This window comes from Citrobacter sp. Cpo126 (assembly GCF_030332445.1).
In the GTDB taxonomy this organism is placed as follows: domain Bacteria; phylum Pseudomonadota; class Gammaproteobacteria; order Enterobacterales; family Enterobacteriaceae; genus Citrobacter; species Citrobacter portucalensis.
This window is the reverse complement of sequence record NZ_JAOWHT010000042.1, coordinates 244,249-266,766: the sequence shown is the minus strand read 5'-3', so window position 1 is coordinate 266,766 and position 22,518 is coordinate 244,249. Positions and strand designations below refer to the sequence as shown.

Below are 22,518 nucleotides of genomic sequence, written 5' to 3'. Positions count from 1 at the left end.
CCCCGCTGACCCGGCGGCTTGTAATCCGTTGTTCCGTGTCAGTGGAGGCGCATTATAGGGAGTTATTTCAGGCTGACAAGTTAAAAATATAAAAAACTTATCAAGCGATTACTTTTCAATCAATACGTCCATTTTCGCCTGGATTTTAAACAAAAACGAGCCCCGCAGGGCCCGTTTATTGTTGTTTTGTGACTTACTGCACTGCCACTATGCGATCGTCATTCACTTCCAGACGAATCGTTTTGCCCGGAATCAGTTCACCAGACAGAATTTGCTGCGCCAGCGGGTTTTCGATCTGCTGCTGGATAGCACGTTTCAATGGACGCGCGCCATACACCGGATCGTAACCATTCGCGCTCAGCAGTTTAAGCGCCTCGTCAGAAATATGGATTTCATAGCCACGCTCTTCCAGACGTTTGTACAGACGCTGCAACTGGATCTGAGCAATAGAAGCAATATGCTGCTCACCCAACGGATGGAATACAACAACCTCATCTATACGGTTGATGAATTCCGGGCGGAAGTTGTGGCTCACGACGCCCAGCACCATATCTTTCATGTGACCGTAATCCAACTCGCCGAAGCGTTCCTGGATCAGATCGGACCCCAGGTTCGAGGTCATGATAACAACCGTATTACGGAAGTCGACCGTTCTCCCCTGTCCGTCAGTCAAACGACCATCGTCAAGCACCTGCAGCAGAATGTTGAACACATCCAGGTGTGCTTTCTCCACTTCATCCAACAAGATGACGGAGTAAGGACGACGACGTACTGCTTCCGTCAGGTAACCACCCTCTTCATAACCGACATATCCCGGAGGTGCCCCGACCAAACGAGACACCGAGTGTTTCTCCATAAACTCGGACATATCGATACGCACCATTGCATCGTCACTGTCGAACATAAAGTTTGCCAGCGCTTTGCACAGTTCGGTTTTACCGACACCGGTTGGACCAAGGAACAGGAATGAACCAATCGGACGATTCGGATCGGACAAGCCCGCACGGCTACGACGGATGGCGTTAGAAACGGCTTCCACCGCTTCGTTCTGACCAATCACGCGGCTGTGCAGCTCCTGCTCCATACGCAACAGTTTTTCTCGTTCGCCTTCCAGCATGCGAGCAACTGGGATCCCGGTCCAGCGCGCCAGCACCTCAGCAATTTCTGCATCCGTAACTTTATTACGCAGCAGACGCATGGTTTTGCCTTCAGACTGGGTGGCTGCTTCCAGTTGTTTTTCCAGTTCAGGAATTTTGCCGTACTGCAGTTCAGACATCCGCGCCAGGTCGCCAACGCGGCGCGCCTGTTCGATGGCGATTTTTGCCTGCTCCAGCTCAGCCTTGATAGTTTGCGTTCCCGAGAGGGAAGCTTTTTCAGCTTTCCACTCTTCCTCTAACTCAGAATACTGGCGTTCTTTGTCGTCCAGCTCTTCGTTGAGCATATCGAGACGTTTTTTACTTGCCTCATCAGACTCTTTCATTAATGCCTGCTGTTCCAGTTTGAGCTGGATAATACGGCGGTCGAGTCTGTCGAGTTCCTCCGGCTTGGAGTCAATCTGCATACGAATGCTGGATGCCGCTTCGTCAATAAGGTCGATAGCTTTATCCGGCAACTGACGATCGGCAATATATCGATGAGACAGCGTAGCAGCCGCAACAATCGCCGGGTCAGTAATCTGCACATGATGGTGCAGTTCATAACGTTCTTTCAGGCCACGCAAGATTGCGATGGTGTCTTCCACTGAAGGTTCAGCCACAAACACTTTCTGGAAACGACGTTCCAGCGCCGCATCTTTTTCGATGTACTGGCGATACTCATCAAGCGTTGTTGCGCCTACGCAGTGCAGTTCCCCGCGAGCCAGTGCTGGTTTCAGCATGTTCCCGGCGTCCATTGCGCCATCGGCTTTACCCGCCCCAACCATGGTATGCAATTCGTCGATAAACAGAATGACGTTGCCTTCCTGTTTCGAGAGATCGTTCAGCACACCTTTTAAACGTTCTTCAAACTCACCACGATATTTGGCCCCAGCCACCAGCGCGCCCATATCCAGCGCCAGTACACGACGGCCTTTTAAGCCTTCCGGCACTTCACCATTGATGATGCGTTGGGCCAGCCCTTCAACGATGGCGGTTTTACCGACACCGGGTTCACCGATTAACACCGGGTTATTTTTAGTACGACGTTGCAGCACCTGAATGGTACGGCGAATTTCTTCATCACGGCCGATGACCGGATCGAGTTTGCCCTGTTCGGCACGTTCGGTCAGATCGACGGTATATTTTTTCAAGGCCTGACGTTGGTCTTCAGCCCCCTGGTCATTCACGCTTTCACCTCCACGCATTTGTTCAATTGCCTGAGTGATATTGGCGGTCGTCGCGCCTGCTGATTTTAATAAGTCGGTCAGCGTACCGCGTGACTCAAGCGCCGCCAGAACGAACAGTTCTGACGAAATAAAGTTGTCCCCACGTTTTTGCGCCAGCTTGTCGCAAAGATTCAGTACACGCACCAGTTCCTGAGAAGGCTGCACATCGCCACCGGTACCTTCTACCTGTGGCAAACGGCTCAACGCCTGGTCAATGGCTGTACGTAACTGGCCAGCATTAATGCCAGCAGACGTTAATAAAGGACGTACCGATCCCCCTTCCTGATTCAGCAAGGCGCTCATTAGATGAAGTGGTTCGATGAATTGATTGTCGTGCCCCAATGCGAGTGACTGGGCATCGGCAAGAGCAAGCTGGAATTTATTAGTAAGACGATCCAGACGCATAACTCCTCCCATAACAGGTCAAAATTGCTACTGGAGATTAAATGAGGTCATCCCTCAATTATTCAAGGTGAATGACCTGAATTATGTGAAAAGAAAATTACACGTACCGGATCGTCTTGATTCTTTAGGTTATATCAGCCAAATAAAACTTGCCATACGACCCGTGGTATTGTCGCGACGATAAGAGAAGAACGTCTCACTTTCGCTGAAGGTGCAACGGTCGCCGCCGTGGATGTTCTCTACCCCGACACTGGACAGACGCTGGCGCGCAAGCTGGTAGATATCCGCCAGATACTTGTCGCCACGCGGTACAAATGCGAGGTCCGCTTGCGGATCTTTCGTCATGAACGCCTCGCGGACTTCTGGTCCAACTTCAAACGCGTTTGGACCTATCGCCGGGCCTAGCCAGGCAATAATGTTTTCAGGTTTGTCGGCAAAACACGCCACCGTCTCTTCCAGCACGCCGGCGCATAATCCGCGCCAACCCGCATGGGCCGCAGCAACTTCCGTTCCGGCACGATTGCAAAACAACACCGGCAAACAATCAGCGGTCATCACCGCACACACGGTGCCCGGCGTGTTGCTGTACGACGCATCTGCGCGTTTGCAGGTGTAAGGCTCGCCGGTCAGTTTCAGGACATCCTTACCGTGGACCTGCTCCAGCCAGACTGGCTTTGACGGCAGATTGCCCGCAGCAAACAGTCGTTTGCGGTTCTCTTCAACATGCTCCGGGTTATCGCCGCAATGGGCGCCCAGATTCAGCGAATCGTAAGGCGGCATACTGACTCCGCCAATACGGGTAGAACTACACGCCGCGACACCTTGCGGTATCGGCCACTGCGGGACAATTAGCTTACTCATAGCCAGGCAATATCATCCTTATGTTCTTCGAAATCAGCGCGCATCACTTCAATCAACTGCACCATATCTTGTGGGATCGGCGCATGCCATTCCATTTCGATACCGGAAATCGGGTGATACAAACGCAGCATGGTCGCGTGCAGCGCTTGACGGTCGAACTTACGCAGTACGGAGATAAATTCGTCAGAAGCGCCTTTCGGTGGACGTGGACGACCGCCGTAAACCTGATCGCCCACCAGCGGATGAGTGATATGTGCCATGTGCACGCGGATCTGGTGCGTACGTCCGGTTTCCAGACGCAACCGCAGACGCGTGTGCACACGGAAGTGTTCCATAATGCGATAGTGCGTTACCGCCGGTTTCCCCATTGGGTGTACCGCCATGTGCGTACGCTTAGTCGGGTGACGGCTAATCGGTTCCTCAACGGTTCCGCCAGCAGTCATGTGACCAATTGCCACGGCTTCGTACTCACGGGTAATTTCGCGCAGCTGCAACGACTCCACCAAACGTGTTTGCGCCGGAACCGTTTTTGCCACCACCATTAATCCGGTCGTGTCTTTATCCAGACGGTGCACGATACCAGCACGAGGAACATCCGCGATTGGCGGGTAGTAATGCAGTAACGCATTCAATACCGTACCATCAGGATTCCCGGCGCCCGGATGCACTACAAGGTCACGGGGTTTGTTGATGACAAGAATGTCGTCATCTTCATAAACGATATCCAGTGGGATATCCTGAGGTTCAAAACGAACCTCTTCATCAATTTCTGCATTGATGGAGACACGCTCTCCACCCAACACTTTTTCTTTCGGTTTATCGCAAAGTTGGTCATTTACCAGTACGCGCTGGTCGAGGATCCATTCTTTTATGCGCGATCGCGAATAATCAGGGAACAATTCGGCCAAAGCCTGATCTAAGCGTTGACCGAGCTGATTTTCGGAGACTGTTGCGGTGAGTTCTACTCGTTGTGCCATAAACTGCTTCTTCGTTTAACGTTGGGTTTTACGGCTTTGCCGTTTAATATAGTGTGCTATTGTAGCTGGTCTTAACCGGGAGCAGGAACAGAGAATCTCCCGTATTACATTTTGAGGAAAGTCAAAACGTCATGACGCGCATGAAATATCTGGTGGCAGCAGCCACGTTGAGCCTGTTTTTGGCGGGTTGCTCTGGTTCAAAGGAAGAGGTGCCCGATAATCCGCCAAATGAAATCTACGCGACTGCTCAGCAAAAGCTGCAGGACGGTAACTGGAAACAGGCAATAACGCAATTGGAAGCGTTGGATAACCGTTATCCATTTGGACCGTATTCTCAGCAGGTGCAATTAGATCTCATCTACGCCTACTACAAAAACGCCGATCTGCCACTTGCTCAGGCTGCCATCGATCGTTTTATCCGTCTTAACCCGACACACCCTAACATTGATTATGTCATGTATATGCGTGGCCTGACCAATATGGCGTTGGATGATAGCGCACTGCAAGGATTCTTTGGTGTTGATCGCAGCGATCGCGATCCGCAACATGCCCGAGCTGCGTTTAATGACTTTTCCAAACTGGTGCGTGGGTATCCGAATAGCCAGTACACCACTGACGCCACCAAACGTCTGGTGTTCCTGAAAGACCGCCTGGCGAAGTATGAATACTCCGTTGCAGAATACTACACTGCCCGCGGCGCATGGGTTGCCGTGGTAAACCGTGTGGAAGGCATGCTGCGCGACTACCCGGATACCCAGGCAACACGTAATGCCCTGCCGTTGATGGAAAACGCTTATCGCCAGATGCAGATGAATGCGCAGGCTGAAAAAGTCGCGAAAATCATTGCCGCCAACAGCAGCAATACCTGATTTGCCTCAGAATGCAAAACGGCAGCCCAAGGGCTGCCGTTTTTTTATCCGTTAACGCCACAACTGAAGCGGTTTAGCTCCGACGCATCTCATCAAATATGGCCTGCTTTCAGGTATTCCTCAAGTAAAAAATCGCCTGTTCCTGCGGTGCCTCACAAAAAGGTTTTCTTGACAAAAAGCGACAAAATAATGTGATTCGGATCACACATTTTGACATTAGGAACGGTATGCTGGAATCACCAAGACGGGAAAGACAAGAGGTAAAATTTATGACAATGAACATTACCAGTAAACAAATGGAAATTACTCCGGCAATTCGCCAGCATGTCGCAGACCGTCTCGCCAAACTAGAAAAATGGCAAACTCATCTGATTAATCCACATATCATTCTGTCTAAGGAGCCACAGGGTTTCATTGCTGATGCCACCATCAATACACCGAACGGACATCTGGTCGCCAGCGCAAAACACGAGGATATGTACACAGCAATTAACGATTTGATCAACAAGCTGGAACGGCAGCTCAATAAAGTGCAGCACAAAGGCGAAGCCCGTCGTGCAACAACTTCAGTCAAAGACGCCAACTTCGTCGAAGCAGAAGAAGAGTAGTCCCTTACATTGAGTGTATCGCCAACGCGCCTTCGGGCGCGTTTTTTGTTGACAGGGTGAAAACAGTACGGGTACTTTACTGACGTAGCCAAAGGAAAATTACATGAAACTTGTCCCGTTCTTCTTCGCATTCTTTTTTACCTTCCCCTGAATGGGAGGCGTTTCGTCGTGTGATAAAGAATGCGAAGACGAACAATAAGGCCTCCCACAACGGGAGGCCTTTTTTATTGATAACAAGAAAGGCAACACTATGACATCGGAAAACCCATTGCTGGCGCTGCGCGATAAGATCAGCACGCTGGATGAAAAATTACTGGCCCTGCTGGCTGAGCGACGTGGACTGGCCGTAGAAGTTGGTAAAGCCAAACTGCTTTCGCATCGTCCGGTTCGTGATATCGACCGTGAACGTGACCTTTTGGACCGACTCATTCAGCTTGGCAAAGCACATCATCTTGATGCTCACTACATTACTCGCCTGTTCCAGCTCATAATCGAAGACTCCGTCCTGACTCAACAGGCACTGCTCCAGCAGCACCTGAACAAAATTAACCCACACTCCGCGCGCGTGGCCTTCCTTGGGCCAAAAGGGTCATATTCCCATCTAGCCGCACGTCAGTACGCCGCTCGCCATTTTGAACAATTTATTGAAAGCGGCTGCGCAAAATTTGCCGATATCTTTAATCAGGTCGAAACCGGACAGGCTGACTATGCTGTGGTACCGATTGAAAACACCAGCTCCGGTGGGATTAACGACGTTTACGACCTGCTGCAGCACACCAGCCTGTCTATCGTTGGCGAGATGACCATTACGATAGACCACTGTGTACTGGTGTCTGGCACGACGGATCTTGAGACCATTGAAACGGTATATAGCCATCCGCAGCCGTTCCAGCAGTGCAGCAAGTTCCTGAATCGCTACCCGCACTGGAAGATTGAGTACACTGAAAGCACCTCTGCGGCGATGGAAAAAGTTGCGCAGGCTAACTCACCGCGTGTGGCGGCCCTGGGGAGCGAAGCCGGAGGCGTACTGTATGGATTGCAGGTTCTCGAGCATATTGAGGCTAACCAGTCGCAAAACATCACCCGCTTCGTGGTGCTGGCACGCAAAGCAATCAATGTTTCCGATCAGGTTCCGGCAAAAACAACCCTGTTGATGGCGACGGGGCAACAAGCCGGTGCGCTGGTTGAGGCGCTGCTGGTACTGCGTAACCATAATCTGATTATGACTAAACTGGAGTCACGCCCGATTCACGGCAATCCGTGGGAAGAGATGTTTTATCTTGATATCCAGGCCAACCTGGAGTCGCCCCAGATGCAAAAAGCATTGAAAGAGCTGGGTGAGATTACGCGTTCGATGAAAGTACTGGGATGCTATCCAAGTGAGAACGTGGTGCCAGTCGATCCGAGCTAACGTTTGACAATGCCGGATGGCGCTACGCTTATCCGGCCTACGGTTCATACGATTTTTGAAGGCCGGATAAGGCGAAGCCGCCATCCGGCATCTTAATTAAGGACGGCTATCATTCGCCTGGCGTAACAAAGTACGGCTTTCACTCTGGAAGCGTTTCGCATAATCGCCAAACCAATGCTCCACCTTACGGAAACTGTCGATAAACGCCTGCTTATCGCCCTGCTCCAGTAAACCGATCGCCTCGCCAAAACGTTGGTAGTAGCGTTTAATCAGCGCAAGGTTGCTCTCAGACGACATAATAATATCGGCATAGAGCTGCGGATCCTGGGCAAACAGACGGCCAACCATCGCCAGCTCAAGCCGGTAAATCGGCGAAGAGAGCGCCAGCAGCTGCTCCAGTTGAACGTTCTCTTCCGCTAAATGCAGACCGTAAGCAAAGGTCGCAAAGTGACGCAGTGCCTGAATAAACGCCATGTTCTGGTCATGTTCAACGGCGCTGATCCGATGCAGTCGCGCACCCCATACCTGAATCTGTTCCAGAAACCACTGATAAGCTTCCGGCTGACGTCCGTCACACCAAACGACGACCTGTTTGGCCAGACTGCCGCTATCCGGACCAAACATTGGGTGTAACCCCACCACCGGGCCATCATGTGCAGCCAGCATCGCCTGTAAAGGACCATTTTTCACCGAAGCCAGATCCACCAGGATGCAGTCAGACGGCAGACGTGGTAGTTTGGCGATCACCTGCTCGGTGACGTGGATCGGCACGCTGACGATCACCATGCCGGCATCAGAGACGATCTCCGGCGCGCGATCCCAGTCCTGCTGTTCCAGGATCCGCACCTGGTAACCTGACAGGGTGAGCATTTTTTCGAACAGACGCCCCATCTGACCGCCGCCGCCGACAATCACCACCGGCCGCAGAGAAGGACAAAGCGTTTTAAACCCTTTGTCGTTCTCACTGGAGTAGGACTCACGCATAACGCGGCGTAGCACATCTTCAATCAGGTCCGGCGGCACGCCAAGGGCTTCCGCTTCCGCGCGACGAGAGGCCAGCATAGAGGCTTCCCGCTCCGGCACGTAGATCGGCAGCCCAAAGCGGCTTTTTACTTCACCTACTTCGGCAACCAGCTCCAGGCGGCGTGCCAGTAAATCCAGCAACGCCTTGTCGACTTCATCAATTTGATCGCGTAATGCGGTCAATTCAGCAACCATAACCAACCTCTTATGCTACACGCGCCGACAGCTGGCCGTTTAAATCCTGGCTAATTTCACGCAGCAGCGCATCCGTCATTTCCCAGCTAATGCAGGCGTCAGTTACGGATACGCCGTATTTCATTTCGCTGCGCGGCTGTTCGGAAGACTGGTTGCCTTCGTGAATATTACTCTCAATCATCAAGCCAATGATCGAGCGATTGCCATCTTTGATTTGTGCAATCACGGATTCAGCCACGGCAGGCTGACGGCGGTAATCTTTATTGGAATTACCATGACTGCAATCTACCATCAGAGAAGGTCGTAGTCCCGCCTGCTCCATCTCTTTTTCGCACTGGGCGACATCTGCCGGGCTGTAGTTCGGCGCTTTACCCCCGCGCAAGATCACGTGACCGTCCGGATTCCCCTGTGTTTGCAGCAGTGCAACCTGCCCGGCCTGGTTAATACCGACAAAGCGGTGCGACTGCGCAGCCGCACGCATGGCGTTAATGGCGGTCGCCAGGCTACCGTCGGTACCATTCTTAAAGCCAACCGGCATCGAAAGACCGGAAGCCATTTCACGGTGAGTCTGCGATTCCGTAGTACGGGCACCGATTGCGGACCAGCTAAACAGATCGCCCAGGTATTGCGGGCTATTTGGATCCAGCGCTTCAGTTGCCAGCGGCAGTCCCATATTTACCAGTTCAAGCAGCAGCTGACGCGCAATTTTCAGACCTGCTTCAACATCAAAAGAGCCATCCATATGAGGATCGTTAATTAACCCTTTCCAGCCGACAGTGGTACGGGGTTTTTCAAAATAGACGCGCATCACCAGGTAGAGGCTATCGCTGACCTCTGCGGCAAGGGCTTTAAATCGACGAGCATACTCAATCGCCATTTCAGGATCGTGAATGGAGCATGGGCCACATACGACCAGCAGGCGCGGATCGCGACCGGAGATAATATCTGAGATGGTTTTACGCGACTGGGCGATTTGCGCCTCTTGCTCCTGGCTCAGCGGAAATTCAGCTTTCAGCTGCTCCGGAGTCATCAGAACCTGTTCGTCGGTAATATGTACGTTGTTCAGCGCGTCTTTTTGCATGATGGTGATCCTGTTTAGCTCGTTTGCGATAGTTGATCCTCAGCGAGGAGGAAATAACGATATCACAATAGGTAAAGATTTCAATCCACAATCCGTAAATTTTAATTTACATGATGTTATTTCAAGGCAAAAACAGCCCTTGCAAATGTACATTTAAATTTACATCACCGAATTTTCAGATCCACTATGCTTAAAAAAACGAAGGAGCACAGGCAATGAAGCAACTCATCAGCATCTTGTTTCTATTACTTCTTAGCGGATGTCAGATAGACCCCTACACCCATGCCCCTACCTGGACTGGTACCGACTGGTACGACGCCGGGATACAAGATGCCATTTCGGGTTATGCCGTTAAAGATAATGAAACGCTTGCCGACAACTACAATGACCCCGACGTCGATCGTACGGAATACCTTAAGGGTTACGCCGAGGGACAACGTAAAACCTGCCAGCAGGATTTTGTTTATGCCAGAGGCCTGACCGGGAAAACTTTTCCGCCCAGTTGCGATACTGTCGAAAATGTTGACCAGTTACACAGCGCCTGGCAGCAAGGGGCAAACGAGGGTGCTGCCTCGATAAGGTTAAATTAAACAATGGTTTATATTTTATAAACCATTAGGATTTAACTTAAATCACCAATAGCATTATTCTAGGAATAATGACGGCTTAGGAAAATAATGTTATTTTGTTGCAAACAATCTTGAATGTATTTCGACGTTTTACAGCAAACGCTGGTAGGTAACTATTCATGAGCTATTCTTACCGACTCATACTTCTACTGGCACTGCTCCTGACCGGATTACCGCTGTATGCCCAAAGCGTTACGGAAGAAGCAAAATCGGTACGCGCTATGGTTTCCGGCATCGTCAGTTATACACGCTGGCCTGCACTTTCCGGGCCCCCAAAACTGTGTATTTTCTCTTCATCGCGTTTTTCCAGTGTCCTGAAAGATACCAGTGCAGGCGCATTACCCTATCTTCCCGTCATCATCCGTACGGAACAAGAAATATTAGTTTCGCAGTGTGACGGTTTTTATTTTGGAAAAGAATCCCCTACTTATCAGGTGGAATTAAAGAATAAATATCCGACTAAGGCATTGTTATTAATTGCTGAACAGAACCCTGAATGCGTTATTGGCAGCGCCTTTTGCCTCATAATTAAAGACGAAGATGTGAGATTTTCCGTAAATATGGATTCCCTTTCACGCAGCGGCGTAAGGGTCAGTCCAGACGTATTGATGCTTGCACGGAATAATAAGCATGGATAAGGGCCATTCTCCCATAGCACGCCCGACGTTTAAGCGAACATTACGGCGTATCAGCATAATCAGCGTTCTGGTAACCATGATGCTGATCTGGCTGCTGCTCAGCATTTCTTCCGTGCTGGCATTAAGACAGTATGCGCAAAAGAATCTGGATCTGACTGCCGCTACCATGACCCGTACGCTCGAAGCTGCATTAGTCTTTTCTGATAGTGTTGCAGCAACTGAAACGCTGGCGGCACTGGGTCAGCAGGGGCAATTTTCCGTTGCAGAAGTTCGTAATAAAAACCAGAAGGTGATCGCCACCTGGCGCTATAACGCGCAGGATACCACTGAAAAGATCAGCGGGATGATCAGCCACTGGCTGTTCCCACAACCGGTCACTCAGCCGATTTTGCATAATGGCAACGTCATCGGCGAAGTACGATTGACTGCGCGCGATAGCGTTATCAGTCATTTCATCTATTTGTCGCTGGCCGTCCTTACCGGGTGCATTCTGTTGGCATCCGGAATTGCATTAATGCTCACTCGCTATTTACACAATGGCGTTGTGGATGCACTGCAAAACATTACCGAGGTGGTACATGATGTTCGTACCAACCGTAACTTTTCACGGCGCGTATCAGAGGAACGCATTGAAGAGTTTCATCTCTTCGCCCTGGACTTTAATAGTCTGCTGGACGAGATGGAGGAGTGGCAACTTAAACTGCAGGCAAAAAACGCTCAGCTGTTGCGTACTGCACTACATGATCCTCTGACGGGTCTGGCAAATCGCGCCGCATTTCGCAGCAGCATAAATGCCCTAATGAATGATGATGCCGCCCACAGCAGCTCGGCATTGTTATTCCTTGATGGCGACAATTTTAAATTTATTAATGACACCTGGGGCCACGCAGCGGGGGATCGGGTCCTGATTGAAGTCGCAAAAAGGTTATCCGAGTTTGGGGGGAGTCGCCATTACCCATATAGACTTGGCGGCGATGAGTTCGCTATGGTGCTGTACAGCGTTCATTCTGAATATGAGGTTCAGCGGATCTGCGCGGCACTGTCACAAGAGTTTAACCGACCTTTTGACCTGCATAATGGTCATCTGGCAAGCATGACGCTCAGTATTGGGTTTGCGCTGACGTGGGAACATGCCTCTGCCGAAAAATTACAAGAACTTGCCGATCAAAATATGTATCAGGCTAAACATTTGCGTTCTGAACGCATTATTAAAAAATAAGGAATTACACACATGCTAAAACGTTTATTATCCCCGTTTCTTCTGCTTTTACTGATTCTGGCTGGCTGTCAGGCACCTCAGGGAAAATTTACCCCAGAGCAAATTGCAGCCATGAAATCATACGGATTTACTGAAGCATCAGGAGACTGGTCTCTCGGCCTGTCTGACACCATCCTGTTTGACAAAAATGACTATAAACTCCGTCCTGAAAGTGAAAAACAGATCAAGGAAATGGCATCCAAACTGGCAGCTACCGGGCTAAATCATGCTCGCCTGGATGGTCATACTGATAACTACGGTGAAGACAGCTATAACGAAGCTCTGTCACTCAAACGCGCTAATGTCGTTGCCGATGCCTGGGCGCAGGGCGCTAATATTCCCCGCACCAACCTGACTACTCAGGGACTCGGGAAGAAATATCCCATTGCCAGCAACCAGACATCAAAAGGTCGCGCTGAAAACCGCCGCGTGGCGGTCGTGATCACGACACCATAATCGTCCCCCAACTGGCTGCGCGCCGCGCAGTCCTTCCATTGCCATAAAGAACAAAAGAGTAAACGTCGGGATAAAAAAAGGGCCAGCCTTTCGGCCAGCCCTTTTCTAACAGGATGTCGCTTGCGCGAATCTTAGTTAAGACGCTTTTACATGACACTATTGATAAACATACATTTTCATTACAAACAGTTAGTTTTATGTATCACTGCTACAACCAAATGCGGTCAAAAACATGTTATGTGGGCAGAATGTGGTCATCAAGATTTGGGTCTTAGCGCTTCGATCGCTTTCACTAAGACCTCTAACTCGCCCTTTTCTAATTTTTTAGATTCAATAATATCACTCGTCTCGCCTTCTCTTAATTTTTCGATTTGCGATCTAACACTAATCTTTTCGATAATAGTACTTGCTTCCTCTGGTTTACCTTTTTCAATCAAAATTTTGAATGTAGCCAAATTTTCTTCTCGGGATCTTTTTATTGCTTCATAGTACCGAAACTCATCCATAGTTGATCTATACTGCTTGAGAAAATAAAATGAAACCAATTCAATAAAAAACAAAACACCAAAGTTTGGAGCGAGTATTACCAGAATTTCTTTATAATCATCAGGTGTTTTTATAAAGTTAACACGATTGTAAAAAAATAACACTCCAGCTATTGAAAAAAAGATCCCTACTAAAAGGTAAATAATCCCTCGATTAAATACATCTTTTGCCAATTTCCCAGAACTCACCGCAAGAAATGACATATACTCCATACAATCGTCATACACAACCTCACTTTCTCTACTTGAAGGCTTTACTCTTGGTTTGAATTTACAAATACTGAGCAAGGCATTCTGGACAGGTGAAATCCCATTAACAATTATGAATGATATAGGAATTAATGTTAATCCAAGTGTTGTAAACCAAATACCAGGCGTGAATACCTCCGTATTATAATTTTTGGTTACATAGGTATAAATTTTAACTAAAGATGTTCCTGATAACACACAGTAAACTATTATAATAAAAATAATAACTTCAGAGAGATTCGCTATCCCCATGAACTTTCGTTCATAAACATCATACGTCAATTCTTCTTTTTCCATTTTAATAATCCATTTTTAAAATTAGCTAATGTGTTTAATATTACAGCTTCTTCAAGATGGTCTGGAGCAAAATGTGCGTACCGCATGGTCTCACGAATATTCGCGTGTCCAAGTATTTGCTGGAGTACCAGAATATTCCCACAATTAATCATAAAATGACTAGCAAAAGTATGTCGTAATACATGAGTTTTTTGTCCTTCAGCCAACTGTATATCGGTCAGAGCCAGCATTTTCTTGAACTCCTGATAGCAGGGGTGGTACATTTTTCCCTGCAAAGGATCCAGCTCGTAACAGAGCCACTGAGGGATCGGAACCGTACGATTCTTCTTTCCCTCCGTTTTCGTGAAAGTCAGCTAGCTGTAAATGAGTCAGACATTCGGCTTCATATAATCCAGTTAGCCTCAGAAGACAATATTTAAGAACACTTTTTCTTAGAGCGACTAATACTACCATCATTACAGACAAATTTTCCGTCAGCGGTGCAATGCGATACTCCACCTTTAGATTTAGAACATGGGTAGTTTTTTGCAGATACAGTAGAAGATGAAATTGAGAGCAGTATTATTATTAGAAAAGAAAAACATACTTTCATTAGTATTATCCTTTAAATAGAGAACATCAAATATTACTCATGATTTTTATTGTTGCTGCCTGACATTCCTCGCACGCTTTAGCACCAGTTAGGTACTAAAATCCTTATCGAGCACTAGCCAGCTACAGGACCAAACCCAGCGTAATCACCCAAACAATAATCTTGGTAAATATAGAAGCATTGGGTTTCGCAATTACAGACCACATACTATCAAAACAATGTTTACCGTTTGTGATCCGTTTCTAATATGTCGTAAAAACAAGGCGATGCAACCAAATCAATATAATTATTTTTATTATAATCACCATCAACATGTAATCAACTGCACTGCATCCACCATTACAACCGTAACAACAATAAACAATGCTTTCTGAACTTCAGTTCCCGCCAAAATATCGGATAATTTATTTATTAACCACACTCCACAATATTTCGACATATTATGGGCAGCATCAATAAAAAAGGGCCAGCCTTTCGGCCAGCCCTTTTCTAACAGGATGTCGCTTGCGCGAATCTTAGTTAAGACGCTCTTTGATACGAGCAGACTTACCAGTGCGCTCACGCAGGTAGTACAGTTTAGCTTTACGAACAGCACCACGACGTTTAACAGCAATGCTGTCAACTACCGGAGAGTGAGTCTGGAAGACACGCTCAACGCCTTCGCCGTTGGAAATTTTACGAACAGTGAATGCAGAGTGCAGACCGCGGTTACGAATAGCGATAACCACGCCCTCGAATGCCTGCAGACGTTTTTTGGAACCTTCAACAACCCATACTTTCACTTCCACGGTATCACCCGGACGGAAGGAAGGTACGTCCTGCTTCATCTGTTCTTGTTCAAGTTGCTTAATAATGTTGCTCATAATTTAATCTCTTATCCTGGGTAAACTGATATTGGGGGCTTACGCCTGCCCATCATGTTTATGTTGCTGTTGTGCGTGTTCCTTTTTGAACTCCGCCAGCAACCTTGCTTGCTCTTCAGTCAGAGCCAGGTTTTCCAGAAGTTCAGGTCTTCTAAGCCAGGTCCGGCCCAGCGACTGCTTCAAACGCCAGCGACGTATCTCAGCGTGGTTCCCCGACAGTAACACCGCCGGTACTTCCATCTGCTCTAACACTTCAGGTCGGGTATAGTGCGGGCAATCCAGCAACCCATCAGCAAAAGAATCTTCGATTGCCGAAGCTTCATGACCCAGAACTCCCGGAATAAACCGGGAAACGGAGTCGATCAGCGTCATTGCCGGTAACTCACCGCCGCTGAGTACGTAATCGCCGATTGACCATTCTTCGTCAATTTCGGTTTGAATCACGCGCTCATCTATTCCTTCATAGCGACCACATACCAGAATCAGCTTTTGATTCGTGGCCAGTTCGCTGACGCCCGCTTGATCAAGCTTGCGTCCCTGAGGTGACAGATAAATCACCTTTGCGCCTTCACCAGCCGCAGCTTTTGCTGCATGAATGGCGTCCCGTAAAGGTTGCACCATCATTAACATCCCCGGCCCGCCGCCGTAAGGACGATCGTCCACGGTACGGTGCCGGTCATGAGTAAAGTCACGAGGACTCCAACTCTGGATGTTCAGCAGGCCATTTTTTACTGCCCGGCCAGTTACCCCGTAATCGGTAATTGCGCGGAACATTTCTGGAAACAGGCTAACGATACCTATAAACACAAGCCAATCCCCATAACGCCGACTTTTACCGTTTATCCGGTGGTTTAAAAACCAGGATCCCAATCTACTTCGATAGTACGAGTAGCGAGATCGACTTTCTTGATAACCTGCCCATCGAGGAACGGCACAAGACGTTCCTTGATACCAAACGCATCTTTCAGGTTTGCCTTGATGACGATGACGTCATTCGAACCGGTTTCCATCATATCGACGACTTTACCGAGATCGTAGCCTTCAGTAGTCACTACCTGGCAGCCCATAAGGTCTTTCCAGTAGTAGGAACCATCTTCCAGCGCTGGCAACTGCGAGGAATCCACGACAATTTCGCAATTAGTCAGTAGATTCGCCGAATCACGATCGTCAACGCCTTTCAGCTTGATGATCAGATCCTGATTGTGGTGCTTCCAGCTTTCCAGCTGTACTTGCTGCCACTGACCCGCCTTCTGGATAAACCAGGGCTGATAGTCAAAAATGCTTTCGGCGTCTTCAGTGGAAGAAAACACTCTGAGCCAACCACGGATACCGTAAGAAGACCCCATTTTCCCCAAAACGATGGGTTCCACAGGAGCCTGTGCGGCGAGTTGCTTGCTCATCATGACCACCGTGACAGATTAAGCTGCTTTGTTTGCTGCTTTGATCAGCGTAGCTACGCGATCAGAAATAGTCGCGCCCTGGCCAACCCAGTGAGCGATGCGATCCAGATCCAGGCGAGTGCCTTCTTCTTTTTCGCTAGCGATTGGGTTAAAGAAGCCAACGCGCTCGATGAAGCGACCGTTGCGTGCATTACGGCTGTCGGTAACAACAACCTGGTAGAACGGACGCTTTTTAGCGCCGTGACGAGCTAAACGAATAGTAACCATAACATCCTCTTGTGTGAATAAAACACCCAGGCCCCATCGAGGAACGGAGCCCGGGTGTCATATTAAAAGCCCGAAAATTTTACTGATTTCTGGGGAAAATGCAATCAGCAGTTGATAACTCTGCTATAAAAGGCCGTTGGCGGTGCCGTCAGTTCGGTGCCGGCGTGCGCGCAGCCACCGGAGCGTACACGCGGTACGTGAGGATGGCGAGCACACCCCGGTGCCGAAATGGCAAACAAGCCAGGCCGATTAGCGGCCTGGGAATCCTGGGGGCATCATCCCCTTCATACCACGCATCATCTTCGCCATTCCGCCCTTCTTCATTTTCTTCATCATGCGCTGCATGTCGTCGAACTGTTTCAGAAGGCGGTTTACGTCCTGTACCTGCATACCGCAACCGGCAGCGATACGGCGTTTGCGGGAACCTTTGATAATTTCCGGCTTAGCGCGTTCTTTCATCGTCATCGAGTTGATGATGGCTTCCATACGCACCAGCACTTTATCGTCCATCTGCGATTTCACATTGTCAGGGATCTGACCCATGCCCGGCAGCTTGCCCATCAGGCTTGCCATACCGCCCATGTTTTTCATCTGGTTGAGCTGTTCAAGGAAATCGTTGAGATCGAAGCCATCGCCTTTTTTCAGCTTGCTGGCTAATTTTTCTGCCTGCGCACGGTCAACCTTGCTTTCGATATCTTCGATCAGCGACAGCACGTCACCCATGCCGAGAATGCGCGAAGCAATCCTGTCCGGATGGAACGGCTCCAGTGCTTCGGTTTTCTCGCCGACGCCGAGGAATTTAATCGGCTTACCGGTAATATGACGAATAGAGAGCGCCGCACCGCCACGGGCATCACCATCAACTTTTGTCAGCACTACGCCGGTTAACGGCAGCGCTTCGTTAAAGGCTTTTGCGGTATTTGCGGCATCCTGACCGGTCATGGCGTCGACCACAAACAGCGTTTCTACCGGCTTGATAGAAGCGTGGACCTGTTTGATTTCGTCCATCATGGCTTCGTCAACGTGCAGACGACCGGCGGTATCCACCAGCAGCACGTCGTAGAATTTGAGTTTGGCTTCTTTCAGCGCGGCGTTAACGATATCGACCGGCTTCTGGCCGACATCCGACGGGAAGAAGTCAACACCGACCTGCTCGGCCAGCGTTTCCAGCTGTTTGATCGCCGCCGGGCGATAAACGTCCGCAGAGACCACCAGCACTTTCTTCTTGTGCTTCTCGCGCAGGAATTTACCCAACTTACCGACGCTGGTCGTTTTACCCGCACCCTGCAGGCCCGCCATCAGCACCACGGCTGGCGGCTGCGCAGCCAGATTCAGGGTCTGGTTTTCTTCGCCCATTGCCGCAACCAGTTCGTTACGGACAATCTTGACGAACTCCTGACCCGGCGTCAGGCTTTTGTTAACTTCATGACCAACCGCTTTCTCTTTTACGCGATTGATAAACTCACGCACTACCGGCAGCGCTACGTCAGCCTCCAGCAGCGCCATGCGCACTTCGCGCAGCGTCTCTTTAACGTTGTCTTCAGTAAGGCGTCCACGGCCACTGATATTGCGCAGCGTGCGCGACAAACGATCGGTTAAATTATCAAACATTGTCTCTCGCCTGGGGTGGAAACGGTCGGTCGCGACAGCGACACATCAACAGAAATTTGTCGCAGTATAACATGAAGCCGCCTTTGTTGTTATGCAACGGTTGGAGCAGCGGTCACGTAACGCTATACTGCTTTTCTTTATCACTGGCCAACTGTCGACACCTATATGCCCGTTTTTGCTCTGCTCGCCCTTGTCGCCTACTCAGTCAGCCTCGCGCTGATTATTCCCGCTCTGCTGCAAAAAAACAGCGGCTGGCGGCGTATGGCTATTCTCTCTGCGGTCGTTGCGCTGGTAAGCCATGCTATCGCCCTGGAAGCGCGTATCCTACCCGGCGGTGAAAGCGGACAAAACCTGAGTCTGTTGAACGTCGGCTCGCTGGTAAGCCTGATGATCTGTACGGTAATGACCATCGTCGCGTCCCGCAATCGTGGCTGGCTATTGCTGCCCATTGTCTACGCCTTTGCGCTGATAAACCTGGCCTTCGCCACGTTTATGCCTAACGAGTTCATCACCCATCTCGAAGCTACGCCAGGCATGATGATTCACATCGGGCTATCACTGTTCGCTTACGCCACGCTGATTATCGCCGCGCTCTACGCGCTACAGTTGGCATGGATCGATTACCAACTGAAAAACAAAAAACTGGCCTTCAGCAATGAGATGCCGCCACTGATGAGTATTGAGCGGAAGATGTTTCATATCACCCAAATTGGCGTGGTTCTGCTGACGCTCACCCTGTGCACTGGCCTGTTTTACATGCATAACCTGTTCAGTACCGAGAACATTGATAAAGCCGTTCTCTCTATCGTGGCATGGTTTGTCTATATCGTTCTGTTGTGGGGGCATTACCATGAAGGTTGGCGCGGACGTCGCGTCGTATGGTTTAACGTCGCAGGCGCTGGCATTCTGACGCTGGCCTATTTCGGCAGCCGTATCCTGCAGCAGTTCGTGAGTTAAATCTTTAAGGAACCCTACGTGGAACACATCTCCACCACCACGCTCATTATCACGCTCCTCATCATGGTGGTCATTTCCGCCTATTTTTCCGGTTCTGAAACCGGAATGATGACCCTGAATCGCTACCGCCTACGCCATCGGGCCAAACAGGGAAATCGTCAGGCAAAACGGGTTGAAAAGTTACTTCGCAAGCCGGATCGCCTGATAAGCCTGGTGCTCATCGGTAATAATCTGGTGAATATCCTGGCCTCCGCACTCGGCACCATTGTCGGTATGCGCCTGTATGGCGATGCTGGCGTCGCCATTGCCACCGGGGTACTGACGTTTGTGGTGCTGGTTTTTGCCGAAGTGCTGCCAAAGACGATTGCCGCGCTATATCCGGAAAAAGTTGCCTATCCGAGCAGCGTCCTGCTGGCTCCGCTGCAGATTCTGATGATGCCGTTAGTATGGCTACTCAACACCATCACGCGGCTTCTGATGCGCATGATGGGCATCAAAACGGATATCGTAGTGAGCGGTTCGCTGAGTAAAGATGAACTGCGAACGCTGGTGAATGAATCGCGCTCGCAAATCTCACGCCGTAACCAGGATATGCTGCTGTCAGTGCTGGATCTGGAAAAAGTCAGCGTCGATGACATCATGATCCCGCGTAATGAAATCATCGGCATTGATATTAACGATGACTGGAAATCAATCGTGCGTCAGCTTTCGCACTCCCCGCACGGTCGTATTGTGCTGTATCGCGACTCGCTCGACGATGCCATCAGTATGCTGCGCGTACGTGAAGCCTGGCGATTGATGGCCGAGAAAAAAGAGTTCACCAAAGAGACCATGTTACGCGCCGCCGACGAAATTTATTACGTTCCGGAAGGCACACCACTCAGCACCCAGCTCATTAAATTTCAGCGCAATAAGAAGAAAGTGGGCCTGGTCGTTAATGAATATGGCGATATTCAAGGACTGGTTACGGTCGAGGATATTCTGGAAGAGATTGTTGGTGACTTCACGACCTCAATGTCACCCACGCTTGCCGAAGAAGTCACGCCGCAGAATGACGGTTCGGTGATCATTGACGGTAGCGCCAACGTTCGTGAAATCAATAAGGCGTTTAACTGGCACCTGCCGGAAGATGACGCACGTACCGTGAACGGTATTATTCTTGAAGCGCTGGAAGAGATCCCGGTTGCCGGCACACGTGTGCGTATTGGGCAGTACGATATCGATATTCTCGACGTGCAGGATAATATGATTAAACAGGTGCAGGTGTTGCCCGTTAAACCGCTGCGGGAAAGCGTATCGGACCAGTGAGAGTAATCCAGACCGGGTAGCGCATCAGCATTACCCGGTCTGAGGCTAATTAGCCTTTGGCTTTCGCCACAGAGACCATCGCCGCACGGATGGTACGTCCGTTCAGGGTATAGCCTTTCTGCATAACCATCAGCACATTACCGGCAGCAACGTCGTCAGACTCTACCATTGCAATCGCCTGGTGCACGTTCGGGTCCATCGGCACGTCGATATCTGCAACCACCTGTACGCCAAACTTCGCCACGACATCCAGCATTGACTTACGGGTCAGCTCAATACCTTCGACCATAGCCGCCATAGCGTCATTGCCTTTGTCCGCAACTTCCAGCGCACGGTCCAGGCTATCCAGCACCGGCAGCAGTTCGTTGACGAATTTTTCCAGTGCAAACTTATGCGCTTTTTCTACGTCCAGTTCGGTACGACGACGCAGGTTTTCCATTTCCGCTTTGATACGCAACACGCTGTCGCGCTCGCGCGTTTCGGCTTCAGCAAGCTGAGCTTCCAGATTCGCAATTTTTTCATCGCGCGGATCCACCTGCTCAGCAGAAGCGTCTGGTTCAACCGCCTCAACTTCTTCGTGCTGATCCATGATAATTTCTTCCGGGGCTTGCCCCTCAGGCGTTTTCTGTTCTTTACTACTCATGAATTTCTCCGCGTTTTTTTCGCATTCATCTCGCTAACTTGGCTTATTATGGGGATCAGATTCAGGGATTCAAGGGAAGTACTCACATTGTCACTAATCTTCGTTACAAGGACCTCGAGAAAATGAACAAACATTTCAAGTGTATTGGCATTGTGGGGCATCCACGTCACCCCACTGCACTGACCACACATGAAATGCTCTACCGTTGGCTGTGCGCCAAAGGTTATGAGGTTATCGTTGAGCAACAAATCGCCCACGAGCTGCAGCTGAAAAATGTGAAAACCGGTACGCTCGCAGAGATTGGCCAGCAGGCAGACCTCGCCGTGGTAGTCGGCGGCGACGGCAATATGCTGGGCGCCGCACGCACCCTGGCACGTTATGACATCAAGGTTATTGGCATTAACCGCGGTAATCTCGGTTTTCTGACCGACCTTGACCCAGACAATGCTCAACAACAGTTAGCTGACGTGCTGGAAGGCCACTACATCAGCGAAAAGCGCTTTTTACTCGAAGCCCAGGTATGCCAACAGGATTGCCAGAAGCGCATTAGCACTGCGATCAATGAAGTTGTGCTGCACCCCGGGAAAGTGGCGCACATGATTGAATTCGAAGTCTATATCGATGAAATCTTTGCCTTCTCTCAACGTTCAGATGGGTTAATTATCTCCACACCAACTGGCTCTACCGCCTACTCGCTCTCTGCCGGAGGCCCAATTCTGACACCTTCTCTGGATGCCATTACGCTGGTTCCGATGTTTCCGCATACGCTTTCCGCGCGACCGCTGGTGATCAACAGTAGCAGCACTATACGCCTGCGTTTTTCTCATCGCCGGAACGATCTCGAGATCAGCTGTGACAGCCAAATAGCCCTGCCTATACAGGAAGGTGAAGACGTATTAATTCGCCGCTGTGATTATCATCTGAATCTGATACATCCAAAAGATTACAGCTATTTCAACACATTAAGCACTAAACTAGGCTGGTCAAAAAAATTATTTTAATTTAACGCCAAC

The 22,518-nt window shown here is 49.7% G+C and carries 24 protein-coding genes, 1 pseudogene and 1 other annotated feature; of the genes and pseudogenes, 11 read left to right on the top strand and 14 right to left on the bottom strand.

Annotation, left to right across the window (positions count from 1 at the left end):
* Positions 1 to 193: 193 nt before the first annotated feature.
* The 3 genes from clpB to rluD form a co-directional block, all read right to left on the bottom strand.
* Positions 194 to 2,767 (bottom strand): ATP-dependent chaperone ClpB, encoded by a 2,574-nt coding sequence (clpB, locus tag OGY17_RS20595; protein WP_234103915.1) that lies wholly within the window; start codon positions 2,765 to 2,767, stop codon positions 194 to 196.
* A gap of 129 nt (positions 2,768 to 2,896) precedes the next feature.
* On the bottom strand, positions 2,897 to 3,628 hold the full coding sequence (yfiH, locus tag OGY17_RS20590) for a purine nucleoside phosphorylase YfiH (protein ID WP_071444931.1): 732 nt from the start codon (positions 3,626 to 3,628) through the stop codon (positions 2,897 to 2,899).
* Positions 3,625 to 4,605: a 23S rRNA pseudouridine(1911/1915/1917) synthase RluD gene (rluD, locus tag OGY17_RS20585; RefSeq protein WP_003826464.1), complete on the bottom strand. Its 981-nt coding sequence runs from the start codon at positions 4,603 to 4,605 to the stop codon at positions 3,625 to 3,627. The genes yfiH and rluD overlap by 4 nt, the downstream gene beginning before the upstream one ends.
* Positions 4,606 to 4,736: 131 nt before the next feature.
* On the opposite strand from rluD, the gene bamD reads away from it, so the two are divergent.
* The 4 genes from bamD (at position 4,737) to pheA (ending at position 7,493) form a co-directional block, all read left to right on the top strand.
* Positions 4,737 to 5,474 carry an outer membrane protein assembly factor BamD gene (gene bamD, locus OGY17_RS20580; RefSeq protein ID WP_003826460.1) on the top strand — a complete coding sequence of 246 codons (738 nt, stop codon included), beginning with the start codon at positions 4,737 to 4,739 and terminating at the stop codon, positions 5,472 to 5,474.
* A gap of 269 nt (positions 5,475 to 5,743) precedes the next feature.
* Positions 5,744 to 6,082, top strand: coding sequence for a ribosome-associated translation inhibitor RaiA (gene raiA / locus OGY17_RS20575; protein WP_003031244.1), 339 nt, complete (start codon positions 5,744 to 5,746; stop codon positions 6,080 to 6,082).
* 102 nt (positions 6,083 to 6,184) lie between these two features.
* Positions 6,185 to 6,310, top strand: a sequence feature (Phe leader region).
* Positions 6,186 to 6,233, top strand: a complete 48-nt coding sequence (gene pheL, locus OGY17_RS20570; protein WP_100250063.1) for a pheA operon leader peptide PheL — start codon at positions 6,186 to 6,188, stop codon at positions 6,231 to 6,233. (Overlaps the previous feature by 48 nt.)
* A gap of 22 nt (positions 6,311 to 6,332) precedes the next feature.
* A complete protein-coding gene (gene pheA / locus OGY17_RS20565; RefSeq protein WP_003826458.1) occupies positions 6,333 to 7,493 on the top strand; it encodes a bifunctional chorismate mutase/prephenate dehydratase in 1,161 nt (386 codons plus the stop codon).
* 96 nt (positions 7,494 to 7,589) lie between these two features.
* Here pheA and tyrA read toward each other — a convergent pair whose 3' ends face one another.
* Together tyrA and aroF are read right to left on the bottom strand one after the other, a co-directional pair.
* Complete coding sequence (gene tyrA, locus OGY17_RS20560) at positions 7,590 to 8,711, bottom strand: bifunctional chorismate mutase/prephenate dehydrogenase (protein WP_003826456.1); 1,122 nt, start codon at positions 8,709 to 8,711, stop codon at positions 7,590 to 7,592.
* Between the two features lie 10 nt (positions 8,712 to 8,721).
* On the bottom strand, positions 8,722 to 9,792 hold the full coding sequence (gene aroF, locus OGY17_RS20555; RefSeq protein ID WP_003031241.1) for a 3-deoxy-7-phosphoheptulonate synthase AroF: 1,071 nt from the start codon (positions 9,790 to 9,792) through the stop codon (positions 8,722 to 8,724).
* 215 nt (positions 9,793 to 10,007) lie between these two features.
* Here aroF and OGY17_RS20550 point away from each other — a divergent pair, with 215 nt between their 5' ends.
* From OGY17_RS20550 to OGY17_RS20535, 4 genes are all read left to right on the top strand, one after another.
* A complete protein-coding gene (locus OGY17_RS20550) occupies positions 10,008 to 10,382 on the top strand; it encodes a DUF2799 domain-containing protein (RefSeq protein WP_008785516.1) in 375 nt (124 codons plus the stop codon).
* Positions 10,383 to 10,540: 158 nt separating this feature from the next.
* Positions 10,541 to 11,059 carry a regulatory sequestration protein YfiR gene (gene yfiR, locus OGY17_RS20545; RefSeq protein ID WP_003826451.1) on the top strand — a complete coding sequence of 173 codons (519 nt, stop codon included), beginning with the start codon at positions 10,541 to 10,543 and terminating at the stop codon, positions 11,057 to 11,059.
* On the top strand, positions 11,052 to 12,278 hold the full coding sequence (dgcN, locus tag OGY17_RS20540) for a diguanylate cyclase DgcN/YfiN (RefSeq protein WP_003826449.1): 1,227 nt from the start codon (positions 11,052 to 11,054) through the stop codon (positions 12,276 to 12,278). The genes yfiR and dgcN overlap by 8 nt, the downstream gene beginning before the upstream one ends.
* 12 nt (positions 12,279 to 12,290) lie before the next feature.
* Positions 12,291 to 12,773: an OmpA family protein gene (locus OGY17_RS20535; RefSeq protein WP_003826447.1), complete on the top strand. Its 483-nt coding sequence runs from the start codon at positions 12,291 to 12,293 to the stop codon at positions 12,771 to 12,773.
* 257 nt (positions 12,774 to 13,030) lie between these two features.
* On the opposite strand, the gene OGY17_RS20530 is transcribed toward OGY17_RS20535, so the two are convergent.
* The 8 genes and pseudogenes from OGY17_RS20530 to ffh all read right to left on the bottom strand — a co-directional run bounded on the left by OGY17_RS20530 (position 13,031) and on the right by ffh (position 18,597).
* Complete coding sequence (locus tag OGY17_RS20530) at positions 13,031 to 13,864, bottom strand: hypothetical protein (protein ID WP_234103736.1); 834 nt, start codon at positions 13,862 to 13,864, stop codon at positions 13,031 to 13,033.
* Positions 13,846 to 14,217: pseudogene (locus OGY17_RS20525) on the bottom strand (tyrosine-type recombinase/integrase); the annotation flags it as partial. The gene OGY17_RS20530 and the pseudogene OGY17_RS20525, both read right to left, overlap by 19 nt.
* 62 nt (positions 14,218 to 14,279) lie before the next feature.
* Complete coding sequence (locus tag OGY17_RS23375) at positions 14,280 to 14,456, bottom strand: YdcA family protein (RefSeq protein ID WP_458573879.1); 177 nt, start codon at positions 14,454 to 14,456, stop codon at positions 14,280 to 14,282.
* A gap of 515 nt (positions 14,457 to 14,971) precedes the next feature.
* Complete coding sequence (gene rplS, locus OGY17_RS20520; RefSeq protein WP_002914145.1) at positions 14,972 to 15,319, bottom strand: 50S ribosomal protein L19; 348 nt, start codon at positions 15,317 to 15,319, stop codon at positions 14,972 to 14,974.
* A gap of 39 nt (positions 15,320 to 15,358) precedes the next feature.
* On the bottom strand, positions 15,359 to 16,126 hold the full coding sequence (trmD, locus tag OGY17_RS20515) for a tRNA (guanosine(37)-N1)-methyltransferase TrmD (protein WP_003031232.1): 768 nt from the start codon (positions 16,124 to 16,126) through the stop codon (positions 15,359 to 15,361).
* A gap of 44 nt (positions 16,127 to 16,170) precedes the next feature.
* Positions 16,171 to 16,719 (bottom strand): ribosome maturation factor RimM, encoded by a 549-nt coding sequence (gene rimM / locus OGY17_RS20510; protein WP_003031230.1) that lies wholly within the window; start codon positions 16,717 to 16,719, stop codon positions 16,171 to 16,173.
* 18 nt (positions 16,720 to 16,737) lie between these two features.
* Positions 16,738 to 16,986: a 30S ribosomal protein S16 gene (gene rpsP, locus OGY17_RS20505; RefSeq protein ID WP_003031228.1), complete on the bottom strand. Its 249-nt coding sequence runs from the start codon at positions 16,984 to 16,986 to the stop codon at positions 16,738 to 16,740.
* Positions 16,987 to 17,235: 249 nt separating this feature from the next.
* Positions 17,236 to 18,597: a signal recognition particle protein gene (gene ffh, locus OGY17_RS20500; RefSeq protein ID WP_003031226.1), complete on the bottom strand. Its 1,362-nt coding sequence runs from the start codon at positions 18,595 to 18,597 to the stop codon at positions 17,236 to 17,238.
* 165 nt (positions 18,598 to 18,762) lie between these two features.
* Here ffh and OGY17_RS20495 point away from each other — a divergent pair, with 165 nt between their 5' ends.
* Together OGY17_RS20495 and OGY17_RS20490 are read left to right on the top strand one after the other, a co-directional pair.
* Entirely contained in the window at positions 18,763 to 19,554 is a 792-nt protein-coding gene (locus OGY17_RS20495) for a cytochrome C assembly family protein (protein WP_003031224.1), read from the top strand.
* Positions 19,555 to 19,572: 18 nt separating this feature from the next.
* On the top strand, positions 19,573 to 20,862 hold the full coding sequence (locus OGY17_RS20490) for an HlyC/CorC family transporter (protein WP_008785520.1): 1,290 nt from the start codon (positions 19,573 to 19,575) through the stop codon (positions 20,860 to 20,862).
* A gap of 49 nt (positions 20,863 to 20,911) precedes the next feature.
* On the opposite strand, the gene grpE is transcribed toward OGY17_RS20490, so the two are convergent.
* On the bottom strand, positions 20,912 to 21,505 hold the full coding sequence (grpE, locus tag OGY17_RS20485; protein WP_008785521.1) for a nucleotide exchange factor GrpE: 594 nt from the start codon (positions 21,503 to 21,505) through the stop codon (positions 20,912 to 20,914).
* Between the two features lie 122 nt (positions 21,506 to 21,627).
* On the opposite strand from grpE, the gene nadK reads away from it, so the two are divergent.
* Positions 21,628 to 22,506: an NAD(+) kinase gene (nadK, locus tag OGY17_RS20480; RefSeq protein ID WP_032944608.1), complete on the top strand. Its 879-nt coding sequence runs from the start codon at positions 21,628 to 21,630 to the stop codon at positions 22,504 to 22,506.
* Positions 22,507 to 22,518: the final 12 nt, after the last annotated feature.